13 protein-coding genes are annotated in these 16,382 nt (G+C 44.0%); 10 read left to right on the top strand and 3 right to left on the bottom strand.

Annotated features, from left to right (window positions below):
* Positions 1-37: 37 nt before the first annotated feature.
* Positions 38-2,920 (bottom strand): ATP-binding protein, encoded by a 2,883-nt coding sequence (locus tag FQ084_RS06945; protein WP_149489908.1) that lies wholly within the window; start codon positions 2,918-2,920, stop codon positions 38-40.
* Positions 2,921-3,276: 356 nt separating this feature from the next.
* Here FQ084_RS06945 and rsmG point away from each other — a divergent pair, with 356 nt between their 5' ends.
* The 10 genes from rsmG (at position 3,277) to FQ084_RS06995 (ending at position 13,306) form a co-directional block, all read left to right on the top strand.
* Entirely contained in the window at positions 3,277-3,993 is a 717-nt protein-coding gene (gene rsmG / locus FQ084_RS06950; RefSeq protein ID WP_149490202.1) for a 16S rRNA (guanine(527)-N(7))-methyltransferase RsmG, read from the top strand.
* A gap of 192 nt (positions 3,994-4,185) precedes the next feature.
* The gene (locus FQ084_RS06955; RefSeq protein ID WP_149489909.1) at positions 4,186-4,965 is read left to right on the top strand and encodes a ParA family protein; all 780 of its coding nucleotides are present in this window, start codon (positions 4,186-4,188) and stop codon (positions 4,963-4,965) included.
* A 143-nt stretch (positions 4,966-5,108) separates the two neighbouring features.
* On the top strand, positions 5,109-6,248 hold the full coding sequence (locus FQ084_RS06960; protein ID WP_149489910.1) for a ParB/RepB/Spo0J family partition protein: 1,140 nt from the start codon (positions 5,109-5,111) through the stop codon (positions 6,246-6,248).
* Positions 6,249-6,327: 79 nt separating this feature from the next.
* On the top strand, positions 6,328-7,068 hold the full coding sequence (locus FQ084_RS06965; protein ID WP_262880687.1) for a MotA/TolQ/ExbB proton channel family protein: 741 nt from the start codon (positions 6,328-6,330) through the stop codon (positions 7,066-7,068).
* A 116-nt stretch (positions 7,069-7,184) separates the two neighbouring features.
* Positions 7,185-7,616, top strand: coding sequence for an ExbD/TolR family protein (locus FQ084_RS06970; protein WP_025651795.1), 432 nt, complete (start codon positions 7,185-7,187; stop codon positions 7,614-7,616).
* Between the two features lie 143 nt (positions 7,617-7,759).
* Entirely contained in the window at positions 7,760-9,547 is a 1,788-nt protein-coding gene (gene msbA, locus FQ084_RS06975) for a lipid A export permease/ATP-binding protein MsbA (protein ID WP_149489911.1), read from the top strand.
* Between the two features lie 118 nt (positions 9,548-9,665).
* Positions 9,666-10,772 carry a tetraacyldisaccharide 4'-kinase gene (gene lpxK / locus FQ084_RS06980; protein ID WP_149489912.1) on the top strand — a complete coding sequence of 369 codons (1,107 nt, stop codon included), beginning with the start codon at positions 9,666-9,668 and terminating at the stop codon, positions 10,770-10,772.
* A gap of 38 nt (positions 10,773-10,810) precedes the next feature.
* Complete coding sequence (gene kdsB / locus FQ084_RS06985) at positions 10,811-11,638, top strand: 3-deoxy-manno-octulosonate cytidylyltransferase (RefSeq protein WP_188032921.1); 828 nt, start codon at positions 10,811-10,813, stop codon at positions 11,636-11,638.
* 156 nt (positions 11,639-11,794) lie between these two features.
* Positions 11,795-12,913 (top strand): DNA polymerase III subunit delta', encoded by a 1,119-nt coding sequence (locus tag FQ084_RS06990; RefSeq protein WP_410477330.1) that lies wholly within the window; start codon positions 11,795-11,797, stop codon positions 12,911-12,913.
* A gap of 45 nt (positions 12,914-12,958) precedes the next feature.
* Positions 12,959-13,306, top strand: coding sequence for a PilZ domain-containing protein (locus FQ084_RS06995; RefSeq protein WP_149489914.1), 348 nt, complete (start codon positions 12,959-12,961; stop codon positions 13,304-13,306).
* Between the two features lie 138 nt (positions 13,307-13,444).
* Here the strand turns inward: FQ084_RS06995 and ppk2 are convergent, their stop codons facing one another.
* Both ppk2 and FQ084_RS07005 read right to left on the bottom strand, forming a co-directional pair.
* Positions 13,445-14,458, bottom strand: a complete 1,014-nt coding sequence (gene ppk2, locus FQ084_RS07000; RefSeq protein WP_223144862.1) for a polyphosphate kinase 2 — start codon at positions 14,456-14,458, stop codon at positions 13,445-13,447.
* A 231-nt stretch (positions 14,459-14,689) separates the two neighbouring features.
* The gene (locus tag FQ084_RS07005) at positions 14,690-16,312 is read right to left on the bottom strand and encodes an acetyl-CoA C-acetyltransferase (protein WP_149489915.1); all 1,623 of its coding nucleotides are present in this window, start codon (positions 16,310-16,312) and stop codon (positions 14,690-14,692) included.
* Positions 16,313-16,382: the final 70 nt, after the last annotated feature.

The raw sequence follows: 16,382 nt of genomic DNA on the forward strand, positions 1-16,382 counted from the left end.
ACAAAAAACCAATCATCGCAGAAAAGCATGGCAACGTCTAGGGATGCTCTTCTGTATTTATATCTAAGTTTGCATCTGAGTTTGTATCTAACTTATCTTTTTCTTTCTTCAATTTTTTTTGTTTGTCTTGTTTTTTTTGACGCTTGGCTTGGCGCTTTTTCTTGGCTTTCTTTTTTGACTTTTTATTATCGACTTCGTCATCAGCGCTCTGATTCTCGTCCCACAGCATCAAACGGCTTAGTACTTTGCCAAATAAGGTTTCTTTACGGTATCGACTTTTTTTATTCATGGTATCGACTGGTAGACCTGTCATTAAGGTCAAGGCTTCACTTAGGGTATGTACGCCATAAATATGAAATTGCTCTGCTTGAACGGCGGCAATGATGTCGTCACGTAGCATTAATTGTTTGACGTTGGCCATTGGAATGACCACGCCTTGTTGTCCCGTCAGCTCTTGCTCACGGCAAGCGTCAAAGAAACCAGCAATTTTAGAATTGATACCGCCAACCGCTTGGACCTCGCCTAACTGATTCATCGAGCCGGTAATCGCAAAAGATTGATTGATAGGGACGTTTGCTAGAGCAGATAGCAATGCACAGCCTTCACTGACCGTCGCACTATCACCATCGATATGGGCATAACTTTGCTCAAAAGCGAGCGAGGCACTAAAATTTAGTGCATGATGCTGACTAAATAAGGCGCGTAAATAGCTGGTCATAATCAGCATGCCTTTGGCATGTAAGCTACCGCCTAAATCCACATCGCGCTCGATATCGAGGATTTCGCCCGCGCCGATATTTGGCTGAATGACCGCTGTCAGACGAGCGGGCATGCCAAACTCGCTATCGGCATAGCTGACGACAGTGAGCGCGTTTACTTGTCCGACAGCATCGCCTTGGGTCTGAATGAGCTGCTGGCCATTTTTTAGCTCATCCCAATAGAGGTCGCGCAAATATCCTGAGCGCTCATCCATATCGTCAATAGCATAAGTGACGTGAATGGCGCTAACGATGTTTTGACCGCTCAAACGCGCATGGCGGTTGGATTCATGTAAGAGCTTAATCAGTAAATCACTGTGCAAGCTTAAGCGGTCTTGGTCTTCTGCTTGTAAGCTTAAATGCTCAAGTAAAGCGGCTTGGGCGCTACTATCAAAAGGATAGAGGTTGGCATAATCAATGATGTCAGCCATTTTTGCCACCAATGCCAATTCGTGCTCAGGGCTGCGAGTCACATCATCATGAAAATCGGCGCGTACTTTAAATACGGCATCAAACTCAGGCTCAAGCTCTAGTAATTCGTAATATAAATCTGCTTCGCCAAGTAAAATGACTTTGATATCAAGGTCAATGGGTGCGGGCGCGAGCGATAGGCTACCCGTTAAGGTGAGCATCTGCTCAAGGCTTGATAGCTTGATTTTACGTGATTGGAGCGCGCGCTTAAGACCTTGCCATGCATAAGGGTGCTCAAGTAAGTGACTGGCTTCTAACAATAGATAGCCGCCATTGGCACGGTGCAGGGCACCTGCTCGAATCATACTGACATCGGTGGTCACCGTGCCCAATTGGGTGATTTGCTCGACATGACCCAATAGGTTTAAATGCGTCGGCAAGTCTTCAAAGATGACAGGTGCCCCACTATCTGATGCGTGACTGACAATGACGTTCACTGCATAGCGGCTCGGCGTTGTAGCGAGGACTGCCGTCACAAATTCTTCGTCATCGCCATTGACGATACGCTCGACATGCGTGACCATATCGGCAAATACGGTTTTTAGATAGTCGATAACCAATGGATGGGCAGCGAACTGCTCATAGATAGGGGCAAATAAGGGCTGTAGTGCTCGACGTGCAATATTGCGATGTAGCGCTTCAATCGCATCATTGGCTTCGTCTTCTAATTGCTCTAACGCGATGGTTAACTGACTTAAACGCTTTTGCATATGGTTCTTTTGCGCAAAATTATTTAGCTCAGCTTCATATTCGCTCTTGTCATACTCGTTGTTATGGTTGTCATCAGACTTATCATTACTGTGTTTGAGAGTGCTGTGTTCTAGAGTGCTGTGATTGAGATGGCCTTCGAGAGATTGCTCAGTTTTTTCTGTCGCTGTTTGATTTTTTTGACTGCTAGCAGTTTGTCGATTATTAATAACGGGACTGTTTTCTTCTGCCGACAATTTACTAGGGTGTACAAATACCGCTTTATTATCAAATGAGCGAAACGTCAATGCCAAATCGTACTGTTTGCCTTCCGTATTTAGAGCATCGTAGGCTTGACTCTCTTTTTGATGAGTATCATTTTTGATGGCTTCGATTTTGCTTTGATATTGATCGCTACGAAAACGCTGGCTGAGTCGTTTTTTGGCTTGCTGCCACAACTGATTGACCTGCTGTTGTAGTATTGTCGCTTGACCGGAAGGTAGACGCAATGCCTGCGGTGTACGTGGATCAGTAAAATTGTATACATAGACCCAATCATCGGGCGTCGGCGCATCAGCGGCAATTCGTTGCAATAAACGACTGATAACGGTGCGTTTACCCAAGCCGTTTTCACCAGCGGCAAACACATGATAGCCGCTGGCATGAATATCCAGTGCCGTGTGCAATGCTTTAAGGGCACGCTGTTGCCCAAAGCCGACATCTAAATCGGGGGCAGTGCGGGTATCGGTCGGTAGCTCATTGGTATCAGTATAGCGCTTAAGCTGCTCGGCGCTGAGAAGGCAGCGCTTATTAACCTCGATGAATACGGGATGAGGCGTGGTAGGTATGTCTAACGTGCTATCTGTCGGCTTTTTGCGTGCCGGGTTCGTTTTAGGTAGCTTAGTTCCTGATAACTTTGACTCTGCTGATTTTTTGGCAGCGGTTACCATAGGATTGGTGTCTGTTGGATCTAAATTCATAGGTGTTTTTTGCAGTTCGGTCATAGTTATATCGTAAGTCGTTTTAAGAGGGAGGAATGGTTATTGAGTTTTTGATATTTAAGCGCTAAGTTTAGGGATGTATTTTTAACAATGGATAAACACATCTTACAAGATATAGTAGCGTTTTAGACAAGTGATTAGGCGCAGTTTTGTATCATAGTGCGATAAAATTTTTTACCGATTAAGTTGAAATAATAGGCATTTTGACGCGATAGCTTGATGACTGTCTAAGAAGATAAGCCTTCAATATAGTCGTAGATAGTATAAGATGGCGTACATTGGCGCAATCTGCAACTATTCAATGAGCAGCCTGCATGATAAAATAGACGGTTAACATGTCAAAACTGGATAATCCCCGTATGTCAGATTCTACTAAAACCTCATCATCATCTGCTAGCATGGGTAAAATTCATATTGACCCGACAGGTTTCGTAAAGCTTGGTGGGCAATTGCCAACCTTAGCAAATATCTTGGCGCAAGCAATAAATGAGCTGGGCCTTACATTAAGTGAAACGCAGCAGCGCACGTTATTATTGTATTTAGACCAGCTTTTATTATGGAATAAAGCGTATAATCTGACCGCTATTACCGATCCGGTCGAAGCGCTCATCAAACATATCATCGATTGTTTGGCTATTATAACGCATTTACCGCCAGGGTCTCTGCTTGATATTGGCACGGGAGCGGGCTTGCCTGCGGTTATTATCGCTATCTGTCAGCCTGAGCGCCAGTGTACCGCCCTTGATAGTAATCAGAAAAAAATTCGTTTTATTAAGCAAATCAGTAGCGAGCTTGGTTTGAGTAACATGCACCCAATCGCCTCGCGTATTGAAGCGCATGAAGCCAGCTACGAGGTGGTAACATCGAGAGCCTTTGCCAGTCTGATCGATTTTGTCGAAGTCGCTCAGCCACGCTTGTCCGATAATGGTTATTTATGCGCGATGAAAGGTAAAGCCCCAAGCGATGAAGAATTACAGGCGCTAGATGGCGATTGGCAAATTAAGACGATTCAGTTAAAAGTGCCTCGTTTACAAGATAGTCGTCATTTAATTGAATTATCCTATAAAAATGTCTAAGCTATGAGCACGCAACGTACTGTAAGACAACAATTGTTCTATAGTAAGAAGTGAATGACCTGCTCACTTATACGCCAGTGTTTAAATAACCATATAGGTAGGCATCAGGTGTTTGAGTAAAATGATAAGCACTGGCAGCAAACATGCTTAAGTAAAAATCAGTAATAGATCCTAATTAAATTGAGTGAGTGTATGGAAATCATAGCAATTGCGAATCAAAAAGGCGGCGTGGGTAAAACCACGACGGCAGTGAATTTGACCGCCAGCTTAGCGGCCAAGCGCAAGCATGTACTGCTGATTGACTTAGACCCACAGGGTAATGCGACCAGTGGCACTGGCGTGGATAAGAATGAGTTAGAGCTGACCATCGCTGACGTGCTGCTTGATGGTGTTACACTGTCTGAGGCGATTGTGAGTAGCCCAGCAGGGTTTGATGTCATCGGTGCCAATCGTGATTTGGCAGGTATGGACATCACTTTAATGAGTAAGACCAACAGTCATGAGCTTTTTAAAACGGCGATGGCGGAGCTGGTTAATGATCAAGTTGCGGCCCAAAAGCCTGCTTACGATTATGTGATTATCGATTGTGCGCCAAGCTTAAACTTGCTGACGATTAATGCTTTGGTTGCCACCGACAGCGTTATTATTCCGATGCAGTGTGAATATTATGCGTTAGAAGGTTTGGCGGACTTGTCACAGACAATTGAGCGTCTCACTGAACTTAATCCTAAGCTGTATATTCGTGGCGTGGTCAGAACCTTGTTTGATGCGCGTAATACCTTGGCGCGTGATGTGTCTGCTGAATTAGAGGCGCACTTTGGCGAGATTATGTACCAGACTCATATTCCAAGAAATATTCGTCTAGCAGAAGCGCCGGCACATGGCTTACCAGTTATCGCGTACGAGAGATGGTCAAAAGGCGCACGCGCGTATCAAAAACTGGCGGCTGAAGTGATGAAACAGAGTCATTAATCAAAATCACTAATCAAAAGTCATGAATCATCAGTTTGCTGGTTTAGCTCAAACATGCATTAAAAACATCAAACTATATTTATCAGTAAGCCGGCAGTAGCAATCATTTGGCTTTTTATTTTAGCGTTAGAGGATAGGTAATCATGGCAAAGAAAAGAGGGTTGGCTGCCAATCGAGGCTTAGATGCTTTATTAGGGTCGATCAAAAAAGAAAAACAAATTGCCGCCTCTGCCTTACAAGATGATACGGTGGTGCGTGAGGCTACTGTGCCAGCTGAAATGTTGGAAAATGAAACGTTAGTATCTGACAAACAGCATGCCAGTGCAGCAGTCAAAACTGCTCAGAAACCTTCTGCCTCGCAAGTGACGGATCAATCTACTGAAAGTAATAATCGTAAAGCGCGGACCATTAAGAAAAGTCCTGCTAATAAAACTCGTGGAAACGTGACAGAAAATAGCGCCCCTGAAGATCAAATCAGTTTGGTGCAAATCGATGTTATGCGTCTGCAAGCAGGTAAGTATCAACCACGCCGTGATATGAGTGAAACTGCGCTGGCAGAATTGGCCTCTTCTATTGAACAACATGGGGTGATGCAGCCGATCGTCATTCGTCCATTACTGGCGAACGAAGACAAAAGCGAGGCGTTGGTTACTCACGAGATTATTGCGGGTGAGCGACGCTGGCGTGCGGCAAAAATGGCGGGTAAATCTGTTATACCAGCGATTGAGCGTGCATTGTCCGATGAGTTGGCCATTGCATTGGCATTGATTGAAAATATCCAGCGTGAAGACTTATCAGTGATTGAGCAGGCCGCCGCCTTACAACGTTTTCATACAGAGTTTGGTATGAGTCATGCCATGATTGCCGAAGTTGTTGGTAAGGCGCGTACCACGGTATCAAATCTGCTACGTCTCAATCAGCTTCATGATACGGTCAAAGACCATTTGGCAAACAGTGCTTTAGATATGGGGCACGCCCGTACATTGTTAGCTTTATCATCAGAACAACAGCCTATCATTGCGCAAAAAATCATTGATGGTGGTATGACGGTGCGCGAAGCTGAAAAGTTGGTAAAATCCATTCTACAACCTGCTCCTAAAGTCAATCGCACTGAGCAAGTACAGTCTCGTGATGTTGAGCGTTTGACCCAACGTTTAACCGATATGTTAGGGGCGGAAGTAAAGCTCAAACATAAAAAAGACGGGCAGGGTAGTGTTGAGATATTCTTCCATAGCCAAGATCAGTTAGCAGCCTTGATTAAGCATATAGAAGCGCAAGCTTAATATGCTTTAAAAGCTTGAACTAACTATTCAAATGTAAACCATCTTTTAATAATTTATAAAAACATAGAAGAGAGTCAGTATGTGGGAGCTGGTAAAAGCAGGTGGTTGGCTGATGACACCTATCGTGGTGTGCTCAATATTGGCATTGGTAATTATTATCGAACGTAGCCACACTTTGCAATTTAATAAGATTGTGCCCAATAGATTGCGCGAACAGCTGATAACTCGCCTACGTGAAAACGGTGATATAGGTCGTACGCAGTTGATGAATGTGAAAGAAAAGACCCCTTTGGGCGATATTCTAGCGACCGGTCTGCTTTACCGCCAATACGGCTTAGACTCCATGACCATGCATATGCAGAACCGCGCGAGTGTGCAAGTGCATCAGTTAGAAAAAAATATCAATATGCTTGGCACCATTGGTGCGATTGCGCCATTGCTTGGTCTGTTGGGCACGGTATTAGGTATTATCTCGTCGTTTTTGGCGATTACGGATGGTGCGATGCAAGACCCAACCATGCTTGCTGCTGGCGTGTCACAGGCATTGATTACTACTGCTGCTGGCATGATTGTCGCTATCCCAGCTTTGGTTGCCTATCGTTATTTTCAGCGCCGTATCATCGATATCAATGCGCAGTTCGAGACGCAAGCCGGGCTGATGATTCAAGAGTTATATGATTATCAGTTGTTAGATAATATCAATAGTTCTGCTGCTATTCAGCCGACTACTCATGCAGCAGTAGATAGTAAAGCGAGTCATGTAAGTAATGAGCTTTCAATTGACACCTCAGATTTAGATAATACGGTTGCGGCCACTTAATTCTATTGCGCCTATTAAGCTAACCCTACTAATTATTGCGATAGTAGTATCAAACATTAATGATATGAATTACTGCTTATTGAACCTGTACATTTAAGCACATTAAAGAGAGTGATATGCGCTTTAGAAAACCGACCGTTGAGCCGCTTGAAATCAATCTCACACCGATGATTGATTGTTTATTATTTTTAATCGTGTTTTTACTCCTTGCTACGTCGTTCAATCATTTTAGTCGCTTAAATATCATTCTTCCTGAAGCTGAGGGTGTGGCACTGACAGAAGAAAAGAACAGTATTGAAGTAGCTGTGCAAGAAGATGGCAGTTATCTGGTCAATGGAATTACCCTTGCCAGTAGCAACGAGGCTGAATTGACCAGCATGCTACAGCAAGAGGCAGGAAGTAATCGTGATATGCTGTTTGTCATTGCCGCCGATGCGAATGCCACGCATCAATCTGTAGTACGCGTCATGGATATCGCTGGTAAATTGGGTTTTTTAAATCTAAATATCAGTACGGTTGTGCCACTTGGTCAACCTTTACCGCAATAGATTTTATGGTGTTTGATAAAGAGGTCAAGCTTATTAAGCGCTATTATTGTTACTCTTAAGCCTTTTACTGCTCTATCTGATAACCGTTCGCTACTTTTTCATCTGTGTCATTCATTCTTTTTTATACCTAAATTGAGGCTTTTATGAGCCAAGCTAATCAACCTGACTCTAAAAAAACTTCCGCTAAAAAACTGTCAGCAGCACCGTCCAGTACGCCTAAACATAAGACCTTATTACGTCTATTAAGCTACCTTAAACCATATTGGTGGGCATTATTACTGACAGTTATCGGCTTTGCTATTAATGCGGCAACAGAGATTTGGATTGCCAAATTATTGCAATATATCACTGATGCGATTAATCAAAACGATCAAAGTAAGCAGGACTTATTTCCATTTATTATTGTGATGTTGTTTTTCGTTCGTGGCGTGGGAAGCTTTTTGGGTAACTATTATACGGCGTTAGTCTCGCGCAATCTTGTGTACGAATTACGTGTACAGGTATTTAATAAGCTACTGCGTTTGCCAAGCTCTTTTTATTTAGCAAATCCAGCAGGAACAATTTCATCCAAGCTTATTTTCGATGTAGAGCAGGTGACCGCAGCCAGTACCGATTCGTTGAAGACTCTGTTACGCGACGGCTTGACAGTAGTGGCTTTGATAGGGTTTTTGCTTTATACCAACTGGCGCTTGACCTTAATTTTATTCGTCGTATTACCACCGATTTTATGGCTCATACGGGTGGCTTCAAAGCGTTATTTAAAGCTTTCTAAGGGTATTCAAGAAACCATGGGTGATGTCAGTCATATTACCAATGAAGTCATTAATGGTTATCAAGTGGTGAAAAATTACGGCGGACAAGCCTATGAATCTAAACGTTTTGATACGACGTCGAAGAAAAACCTGCGCCAAGGGATGAAGGTCGTTGTGACCAATAGCATTAATACCCCTGCCGTACAGTTATTGATGGCGATGGCCATGGCGGTGGTGGTATGGCTCGCGCTGCGCCCTGCGGTGATAGATAATATTTCAGCAGGTGAGTTTATCTCTTACATTGCTGCAGCGGGGCTATTAAGTAAGCCTGTGCGTTCATTGACTGATGTCAATCAACAGTTGCAAAGAGGGCTCGCGGCCGGCGAATCAATATTTGCTTTATTAGATGAGCCGGAAGAAGCAGATACTGGTGTACTTAGTCCTACTTTGGCAGGTGAAATTAAACTGGATAATGTCAGTTTGGTTTATCCTGATTCAACCGTGGCGCTACGTGACTTTACTTTAGATGTGCGTGCAGGAGAAACAGTGGCATTGGTTGGGCGTAGCGGCGCTGGTAAATCATCCTTAGTCAACTTGCTTACTCGTACCTTAGACACTTCTTCAGGGCAAATTACCCTTGATGGCATGCCGATTGAAGATATTAAACTTGAGAGCTTGCGTGCCCAGATTGCCATGGTCAATCAGCAAGTGGTGCTCTTTAATACTACGGTGTTTAATAATATTGCTTATGGCAGTTTGGCGGATAAGACCCAAGCTGAGGTTGAGCAGGCTGCAAAAGATGCTTTTGCCCATGACTTCATTATGAAAATGCCTAATGGCTATCAAAGTGAAATTGGCGCTGAAGGTTTGCAGCTGTCTGGTGGTCAACGCCAGCGTATCTCTATTGCTCGAGCCTTATTAAAAGATGCACCGATTTTGATTTTAGATGAAGCGACTAGTGCTTTAGATAATGAATCAGAATACTACATTCAGCAAGCGCTGGATAATGTCATGAAAGACCGTACCACGCTAGTGATTGCACATCGTTTAACGACGATTGAGTCAGCGGATCGTATTGCTGTGCTAGATGGCGGTCAGATTGTCGAGCTCGGTACGCATGCAGAGCTGATGCAATTAAAGGGTCATTATGCGCAAATGTATGCTCGCGATTTTGAATAAATGGACTGCAGCCGCTTTGGTTAATACTATCTTGTAGAATGCATTGTGCTCAGTAACTAGGGCAAATAGCGAGGCTAAACAAATAGGCTAAATAACTGAGGGTGAGTAACAAATCATCATGAGTATTGAAACCACAATGATAGATGCATGGCAACGTCAGGCCGCTTGGCTCTGGCTACTGTTGCCTGTTAGTTGGTTGTATGGATTCATCACGTTGCTACGTCGTCAGGCTTATAAAGTAGGTCTGTTTGCAAGTTATCGTGCGCCTATTCCGGTGTTGGTCATCGGCAATATTACAGTGGGTGGCAGTGGCAAGACACCGTTAATCATTGCGTTAGTGAGTCACTTGCAAAAGCAAGGAATAAAGGTAGGTATCATCAGTCGCGGTTATGGCGGTGATAGTAGTCAAATGCCAGCTTTGGTTCATACAGGCAGTTTACCGAGCATCGTAGGTGATGAGCCTTCTTTAATTGTCAATATAACTGGCGCTGCTATGGCAGTATGCCCTAATCGCGAACAGGCGATTACTGCCTTGTTAAAGGCTTATCCCGATTTACAACTGATTATTGCCGATGATGGTTTGCAGCACTATGCATTGCAACGTGATATTGAATGGATTGTGGTCGATGCGTCACGTGGCTTTGGTAATCAGCAGCTGCTACCAACGGGTTTTTTACGTGAGCCTATATCACGCCTACAGGGCGCAAATGTGGTCTACCATGAAAAAGCCGATATGGCGGCCACGGATGACAATAAGAAGGCTCAATCTACTCGTTTAACCATGCATCTACAAGCTGAGAAGTTGCAGCCTTTATGGAGTTCTACTGCTGAACTAGATAGCTCAATTGTCACAGAAGCAAAAATGCCCGTGCCAAATAGTCGGGTACATGCGGTAAGCGGTATCGGCTATCCACAACGTTTTTTTGATACTTTACTATCGCTCGGTTTCGATGTCGTTGGGCATGCGTATCCCGATCATTATGACTTTAGTTTGTCTGAGCTTTTACAATATACCCAGCAGCCGATTATTGTGACCAGTAAAGACGCGGTTAAAATAAAAGCATTATTATTGAATGCGACTAGCCACCAAATACTTAGCGAGGAGTATCAAGAACTTGTTAATCGCTTATGGGTATTGCCAGTAACCGCGGTGTTATCGGACAGTTTTTATGCCAACTTACAGCAGCAATTAAAAGCTTTAAATATTGATATCACTACTGGCTGAAGTCTAAAATTTTAAATAATTTTTTATAGGAATACACCATGTCGTCAGTCTTAATCTCAGCTGAAACAACGCCCGCCAAAACGCATATTGTCATTCCTGCACGCTTTAAAAGCACCCGTTTGCCTGGTAAGCCATTGCTAACCATCCATGGTAAGCCGATGATACTTTGGGTGGCTGAAAAGGCAGAGTTGGCTGATTTTGCGGATGACATGTGTATTGCGACGGATGATGAAGCAATTGCCAAAGTTTGTATAGATGCAGGCTTTGATGTGGTGATGACGAGTAGCGCGCATGCCTCAGGCACTGACCGCTTAGCTGAGGTCGCGGCTATCAAAGGCTGGGCTGAGCATGATATCGTAGTCAATATGCAAGGCGATGAACCCTTGGTACCGGCGTTATTATTAGAGCAAGTCAAAGCATTGTTGGTGCAAGATGCAGATAGCGTGATGGCGACTTTATGTGAACCTATCGAAGACTACGAAACTTTTATGCGTCCATCGGTCGTTAAAGTCGTCAGTCAGACATCTGACCACCTACAGAGAGCATTGTATTTTAGTCGCGCGCCAATCCCTTGTGACCGTGATGTAGTACTGGCAAATGACAGCGCTACACAGCAGCAAGCGCCAAAAAATGCTTATCGCCACTTGGGATTATATGCCTATCGCGTGAGCTTATTGCAGCAGTTTGTACACTGGCCGCAAACGCCACTCGAAACACTTGAAAGCCTAGAGCAATTGCGGGTATTAGAAAATGGTGGCCATATTGCTATTGCCTCAGCAGCCTGTCATCTACCGGCAGGCGTCGATACCCAAGAAGATTTGGATCGTCTCAATGCCATGAGCTTAGTGGATTTTCAAAATTACTGATATCAAATGATTTAAAATAGCCTAAGTAAAATAACTGGTATTTTTGATTAAAAATAGTCATTTTATTCGGTCTTTAAAGGTTTCGAATGTATAGCAGATTGAAGGTGTTCAACGTCTTAAAGGTATTGAGCGATGACTATGGGTAAGATAACTGAAATGACAAGCACAGTGCCTTTAAACGATAGTATTTATTTTGCACCGCTGCTACCGTGGCAAAGTGAGGTATGGTCACAGCTGACAAAGCGGGTATTAATGCCGCAGCAATCTTTACCGCATGCACTTTTAGCGGCTGGCATGCAAGGAATGGGTAAGCGTGCTTTTGTCTGGCGATTGGTGGCATGGTTGTTATGCCGTGAGCGCGATAGCAACCATCTCGGCGCTTGCGGTGTTTGTGAGAGCTGTCAATGGCTTAGATCAGGGACGCATCCAAGCTTACAAGTATTGCCAATTGTTGGTATGCCCATCAATGCCGATAACGCTAATAATAAAGAGGCGGCGAATATTACGGCGAAAGACAAAAAAACTGCCAAAGCCGCTAGTAATGCTGCGTTAAAAATAAAGGTCGATGATATTCGTGCTTTACAGCCTTTTATTTATCAAGGCGGGCAGGGCATGCGGATTTGTGTACTAGATTATGCAGAGCAAATGACCGTTGCTGCCGCCAATGCGCTGCTTAAAACCTTAGAAGAGCCACAAGCGCAAGTACATTTATTTCTAATCAGTGACACCCCCGCGCAGTTATTGCCAACCATTAAGAGCCGTGTTCAGCAGCTGGCATTACAAACGATTGACCCTGCTGTTTCAGTTGATTATGTCACTAAGGCTTTAGGCAGCACGGTTAACCGTGAGGCGGTCAGTACGGCTGCCATTGAGCAGCTCATACAATTGGCAAATGGTGCACCTCTAGCAGCGGTTGCCCTTGCGCAAGCGCCTTGGTATAGCAAGCGCGCGCTATGGATCACAACGTGGCAAGCGTTACGGAGCGGTAAACGCAGTAGCGTGGCGGCAAGCGACTATTGGCAAACCCAGTTGAGTATTAGCGAGTTTATTCAACTGTCTGAGCTGATGCTGGTTGATATGCGCCGTGTGTGTTTGGGTCTCGATGCACTGCAAAAAGACGTTGATTTATCCGCATCATTAAACAATTATCAACCTGCTGAAAGTAACTTTGAGATGTTTATAAATAATCTGCAACAAACAAAAATTGCCCTACAACAAAATGTGCAAGAAAAATTCGCTTATGATAAGCTGATGCAAGAACTGGCTTATTTATAACTTAGATTAAAATAAAGTAAACCTCATTAATGAAGGAAGCGGACGATGGCAATGCCAGGACGTGGCGGGATTTTAACCTGTCATATTGAAGATATGGAAACGTTATACGCAAGCTATTTATCCTTTGTGACCAATGGCGCGTTGTTTGTACCGTCTGATAGGATACAAAAATTAGGCGACGAGGTGTTTATCGCCGTAACTTTGCCTAATTCTAGCGAGCGCTTGCCTATGAACGGTAAAGTGGTTTGGATTAATTCTAAAAGCCAAAGTGGGCGACCAGTGGGTTTTGCTGTGCAGATAGGTACAGATATCGCTGGGTTAAGAATAAAAAATGAGGTCGAGCGTTTATTGGCAGGTAAGATTGATAGCTTACAGTCGACTTATACCATGTAGTGGTTACGCATAGCAGCAATCGTATTCACTAGGATTATTATAAATACTAGCGAAATAATATAAAAAAAGCAGCCTCGTAATATATAAGGCTGCTTTTTTGTCAGTAAAATTTCTTAAATAAGACGTGAATGAATGTGTTTAATAACGCGGTGGCACATACATATCATCAGGAATTGGCTCGCGGTAGTATTCATCATCGCGTTTCCGTTCAGGTAGTTCAACCTCATCACGCGCTACTTCTTGATAAGGGATCTGCTCAAGTAAATGGGCAATACAATTGAGTCGTGCGCGTTTTTTATTATTACCTTCGACGACCCACCACGGCGCTTCAGGAATGTGTGTGCGCTCAAACATGGTCTCTTTTGCCTTGGTATAATCTTCCCAGCGGCGGCGTGATTGCAAATCCATCGCCGACAGTTTCCACTGTTTAAGAGGGTCGTGAATCCGACTCATAAAACGTGAATGCTGCTCATCATCGGTAATCGAAAACCAGTACTTGACTAAACGAATACCTGAGCGTACCAGCATGCGCTCAAATTCAGGTACCGATTGGAAAAACTCTTCGTACTGCGCATCAGTACAAAAACCCATGACACGCTCGACACCCACACGGTTATACCAGCTCCTATCAAACAAAACAATTTCGCCAGCGGCAGGCAGATGCGCCACATAGCGCTGGAAATACCACTGTGATTGTTCACGTTCTGTTGGAGCCGGTAGGGCTGCAACGCGGCAAACACGTGGGTTTAAACGCTGAGTAATACGCTTGATAGCGCCACCTTTACCAGCAGAATCACGCCCTTCAAATATCACTACAATACGTTCACCGTATTCAACAACCCAATCTTGTAGTTTGATAAGTTCTCGTTGCAGCCGCAGCAGTTCTTGAAAATAGGTACGGCGATCAAGCTTTTCTTGCTCACTCATCTCGCGCCCATCAAAACGAAAGTCGCGCACGTAATCATCTATCTCATTTTCAAGCTCTTCATCATAGCTATCAATCAAGTCTTGATGCATTTTTCGGCGCAGCTCGTCGCCGAACACTTCTTTATCCATCCTTGTAATGAAACTGCCTTGTTCCAGTGCTGACAGCTTGCGCCGCTTTGATGTGCTTAAGGTTTGTTGATCAATAGATAAGGGATCCTTGCTCATAGTAAGCTCCTAATAAATATTTTTATGGCTGCCTTTTATTATGACAACTCTTTATATATACAGCTACTTTAACATATCTAATGATGCAGCTATGAGTGAGCAGTGTTTGCTTGTTGCATTCGCTTTATAAGACTCTCATCTAGACAAAAAAACACCCTCTAATCAATAGATTAAAGGGTGTTTTAAAAGCTTGGTATTATTTATTGGCCAACAATAACATCCTAGAGAAAATTATTTCTCTAGGATGCAAGTCACACCTTGACCACCGGCGGCGCAGATAGAGATAAGCGCACGACCTGAGCCTTTTTGATCCAGTAATTTAGCAGCAGTAGCTAAGATACGCCCACCCGTTGCCGCAAACGGATGACCTGCGGCAAGTGACGAACCATTAACGTTTAGCTTGCTACGATCGATAGAACCTAGTGGCGCATCAAGACCTAGACGCTCTGCACAGAACTTCTCATCTTCCCAAGCAGCCAGTGTAGATAGTACTTGTGAGGCAAAGGCTTCATGAATCTCATAAAAGTCAAAATCTTGCAACGTCAGACCAGCACGCTCAAGCATACGCGGTACCGCATAAGCTGGCGCCATGAGTAAGCCTTCTTTATCGCCAGATTTACCGATAAAGTCCACAGCAGCCGTTTCTTGATGGACAATATAAGCTAATGGCTTAAGACCATGTGCTGCTGCCCACTCATCAGTACCTAATAGTACACAAGAAGCACCATCAGTTAGTGGCGTAGAGTTAGCCGCTGTCATAGTTGGATTGGCGTTCTTTTTGCCAAACACAGGCTTCAATTTAGCCAATTTCTCAAGCGTAGTATCTGGGCGCAAGTTGTTGTCGCGAGTCAGGCCTTTATATGGGGTGATTAGGTCATCAAAGAAACCTTCATCATAAGCGCGTGCTAGGTTTTGATGGCTTTGGAATGCAAGCTCATCTTGTGCTTCACGGCTGATGTTCCACTCAAGTGTGGTAATCGCTTGATGGTCGCCCATTGATAAACCGGTACGTGGCTCACCATTTTGAGGGGTATCAAGCAAGTCTTTTGGATTTAGACCCATTAACGCTTTTAGACGTTGTTTGTTGTCTTTAGCCGCACCCAATTTAATCAGTACTTTACGTAAGCCATCACCGACCGCGATAGGCGCGTCAGAAGTTGTATCAACACCGCCAGTAATGGCCGAATCGATAATACCAAGCGCGATTTTATTGGCAGAAGCAAAAGTTGCTTGCAAGCCAGTACCACAAGCTTGTGAGATATCATAAGTTGGCGTGTGTGGGTTCAATGCGGTGCTTAACGTCGCTTCACGAGTTAAGTTGATATCGCGGCTCAGCTTCATGACCGCACCAGCAACCACTTCACCAATTTTTTCGTCTTGTAAGTTAAAGCGTTCAACCAAACCATCTAACGCTGCGGTTAGCATGTCTGTGTTGCTGACATCTGCGTATGTACCGTTTGAGCGAGCAAAAGGAATACGATTGCCACCTAGGATAGCCACGCGATGCTGACCTGAGCTAAGCTTGGTTGGGCTGGGTTTTTTAGCAGTCGTATTGGTTTTCTTAGCGCTGGTCGTATCGGCTTTTTTATCAGCATCTTTTGCTGAATTGTCATCTTTAGCAACCGTGCCTTTACTATCTTTAGCAGCGCTGTCTTTTTTAGGGCTCGCTGCTTTAGTGTCCGCTTTTTTCGACTCAGTGGCTTTTGAATTTGCTACTGTATCGAACATGTTTGGCTGTTTGGTTTCTTTAGAAACTGACTCTTTCGCAACAGTTTCAGTGTTTTTTGTATCACTCGCTTTTACAACGGTGCTTTCAATAACAGGGCTATCAGGGTGATTATTTTTATTACTCATCATATTATCCTTAAAAAGTATGGGTAGAAAAAAAAGAAGAAAACATTGATTAAAAGAAAAAATACCCTTA

The organism is Psychrobacter sp. ANT_WB68 (assembly GCF_008369115.1).
Lineage (GTDB): Bacteria > Pseudomonadota > Gammaproteobacteria > Pseudomonadales > Moraxellaceae > Psychrobacter.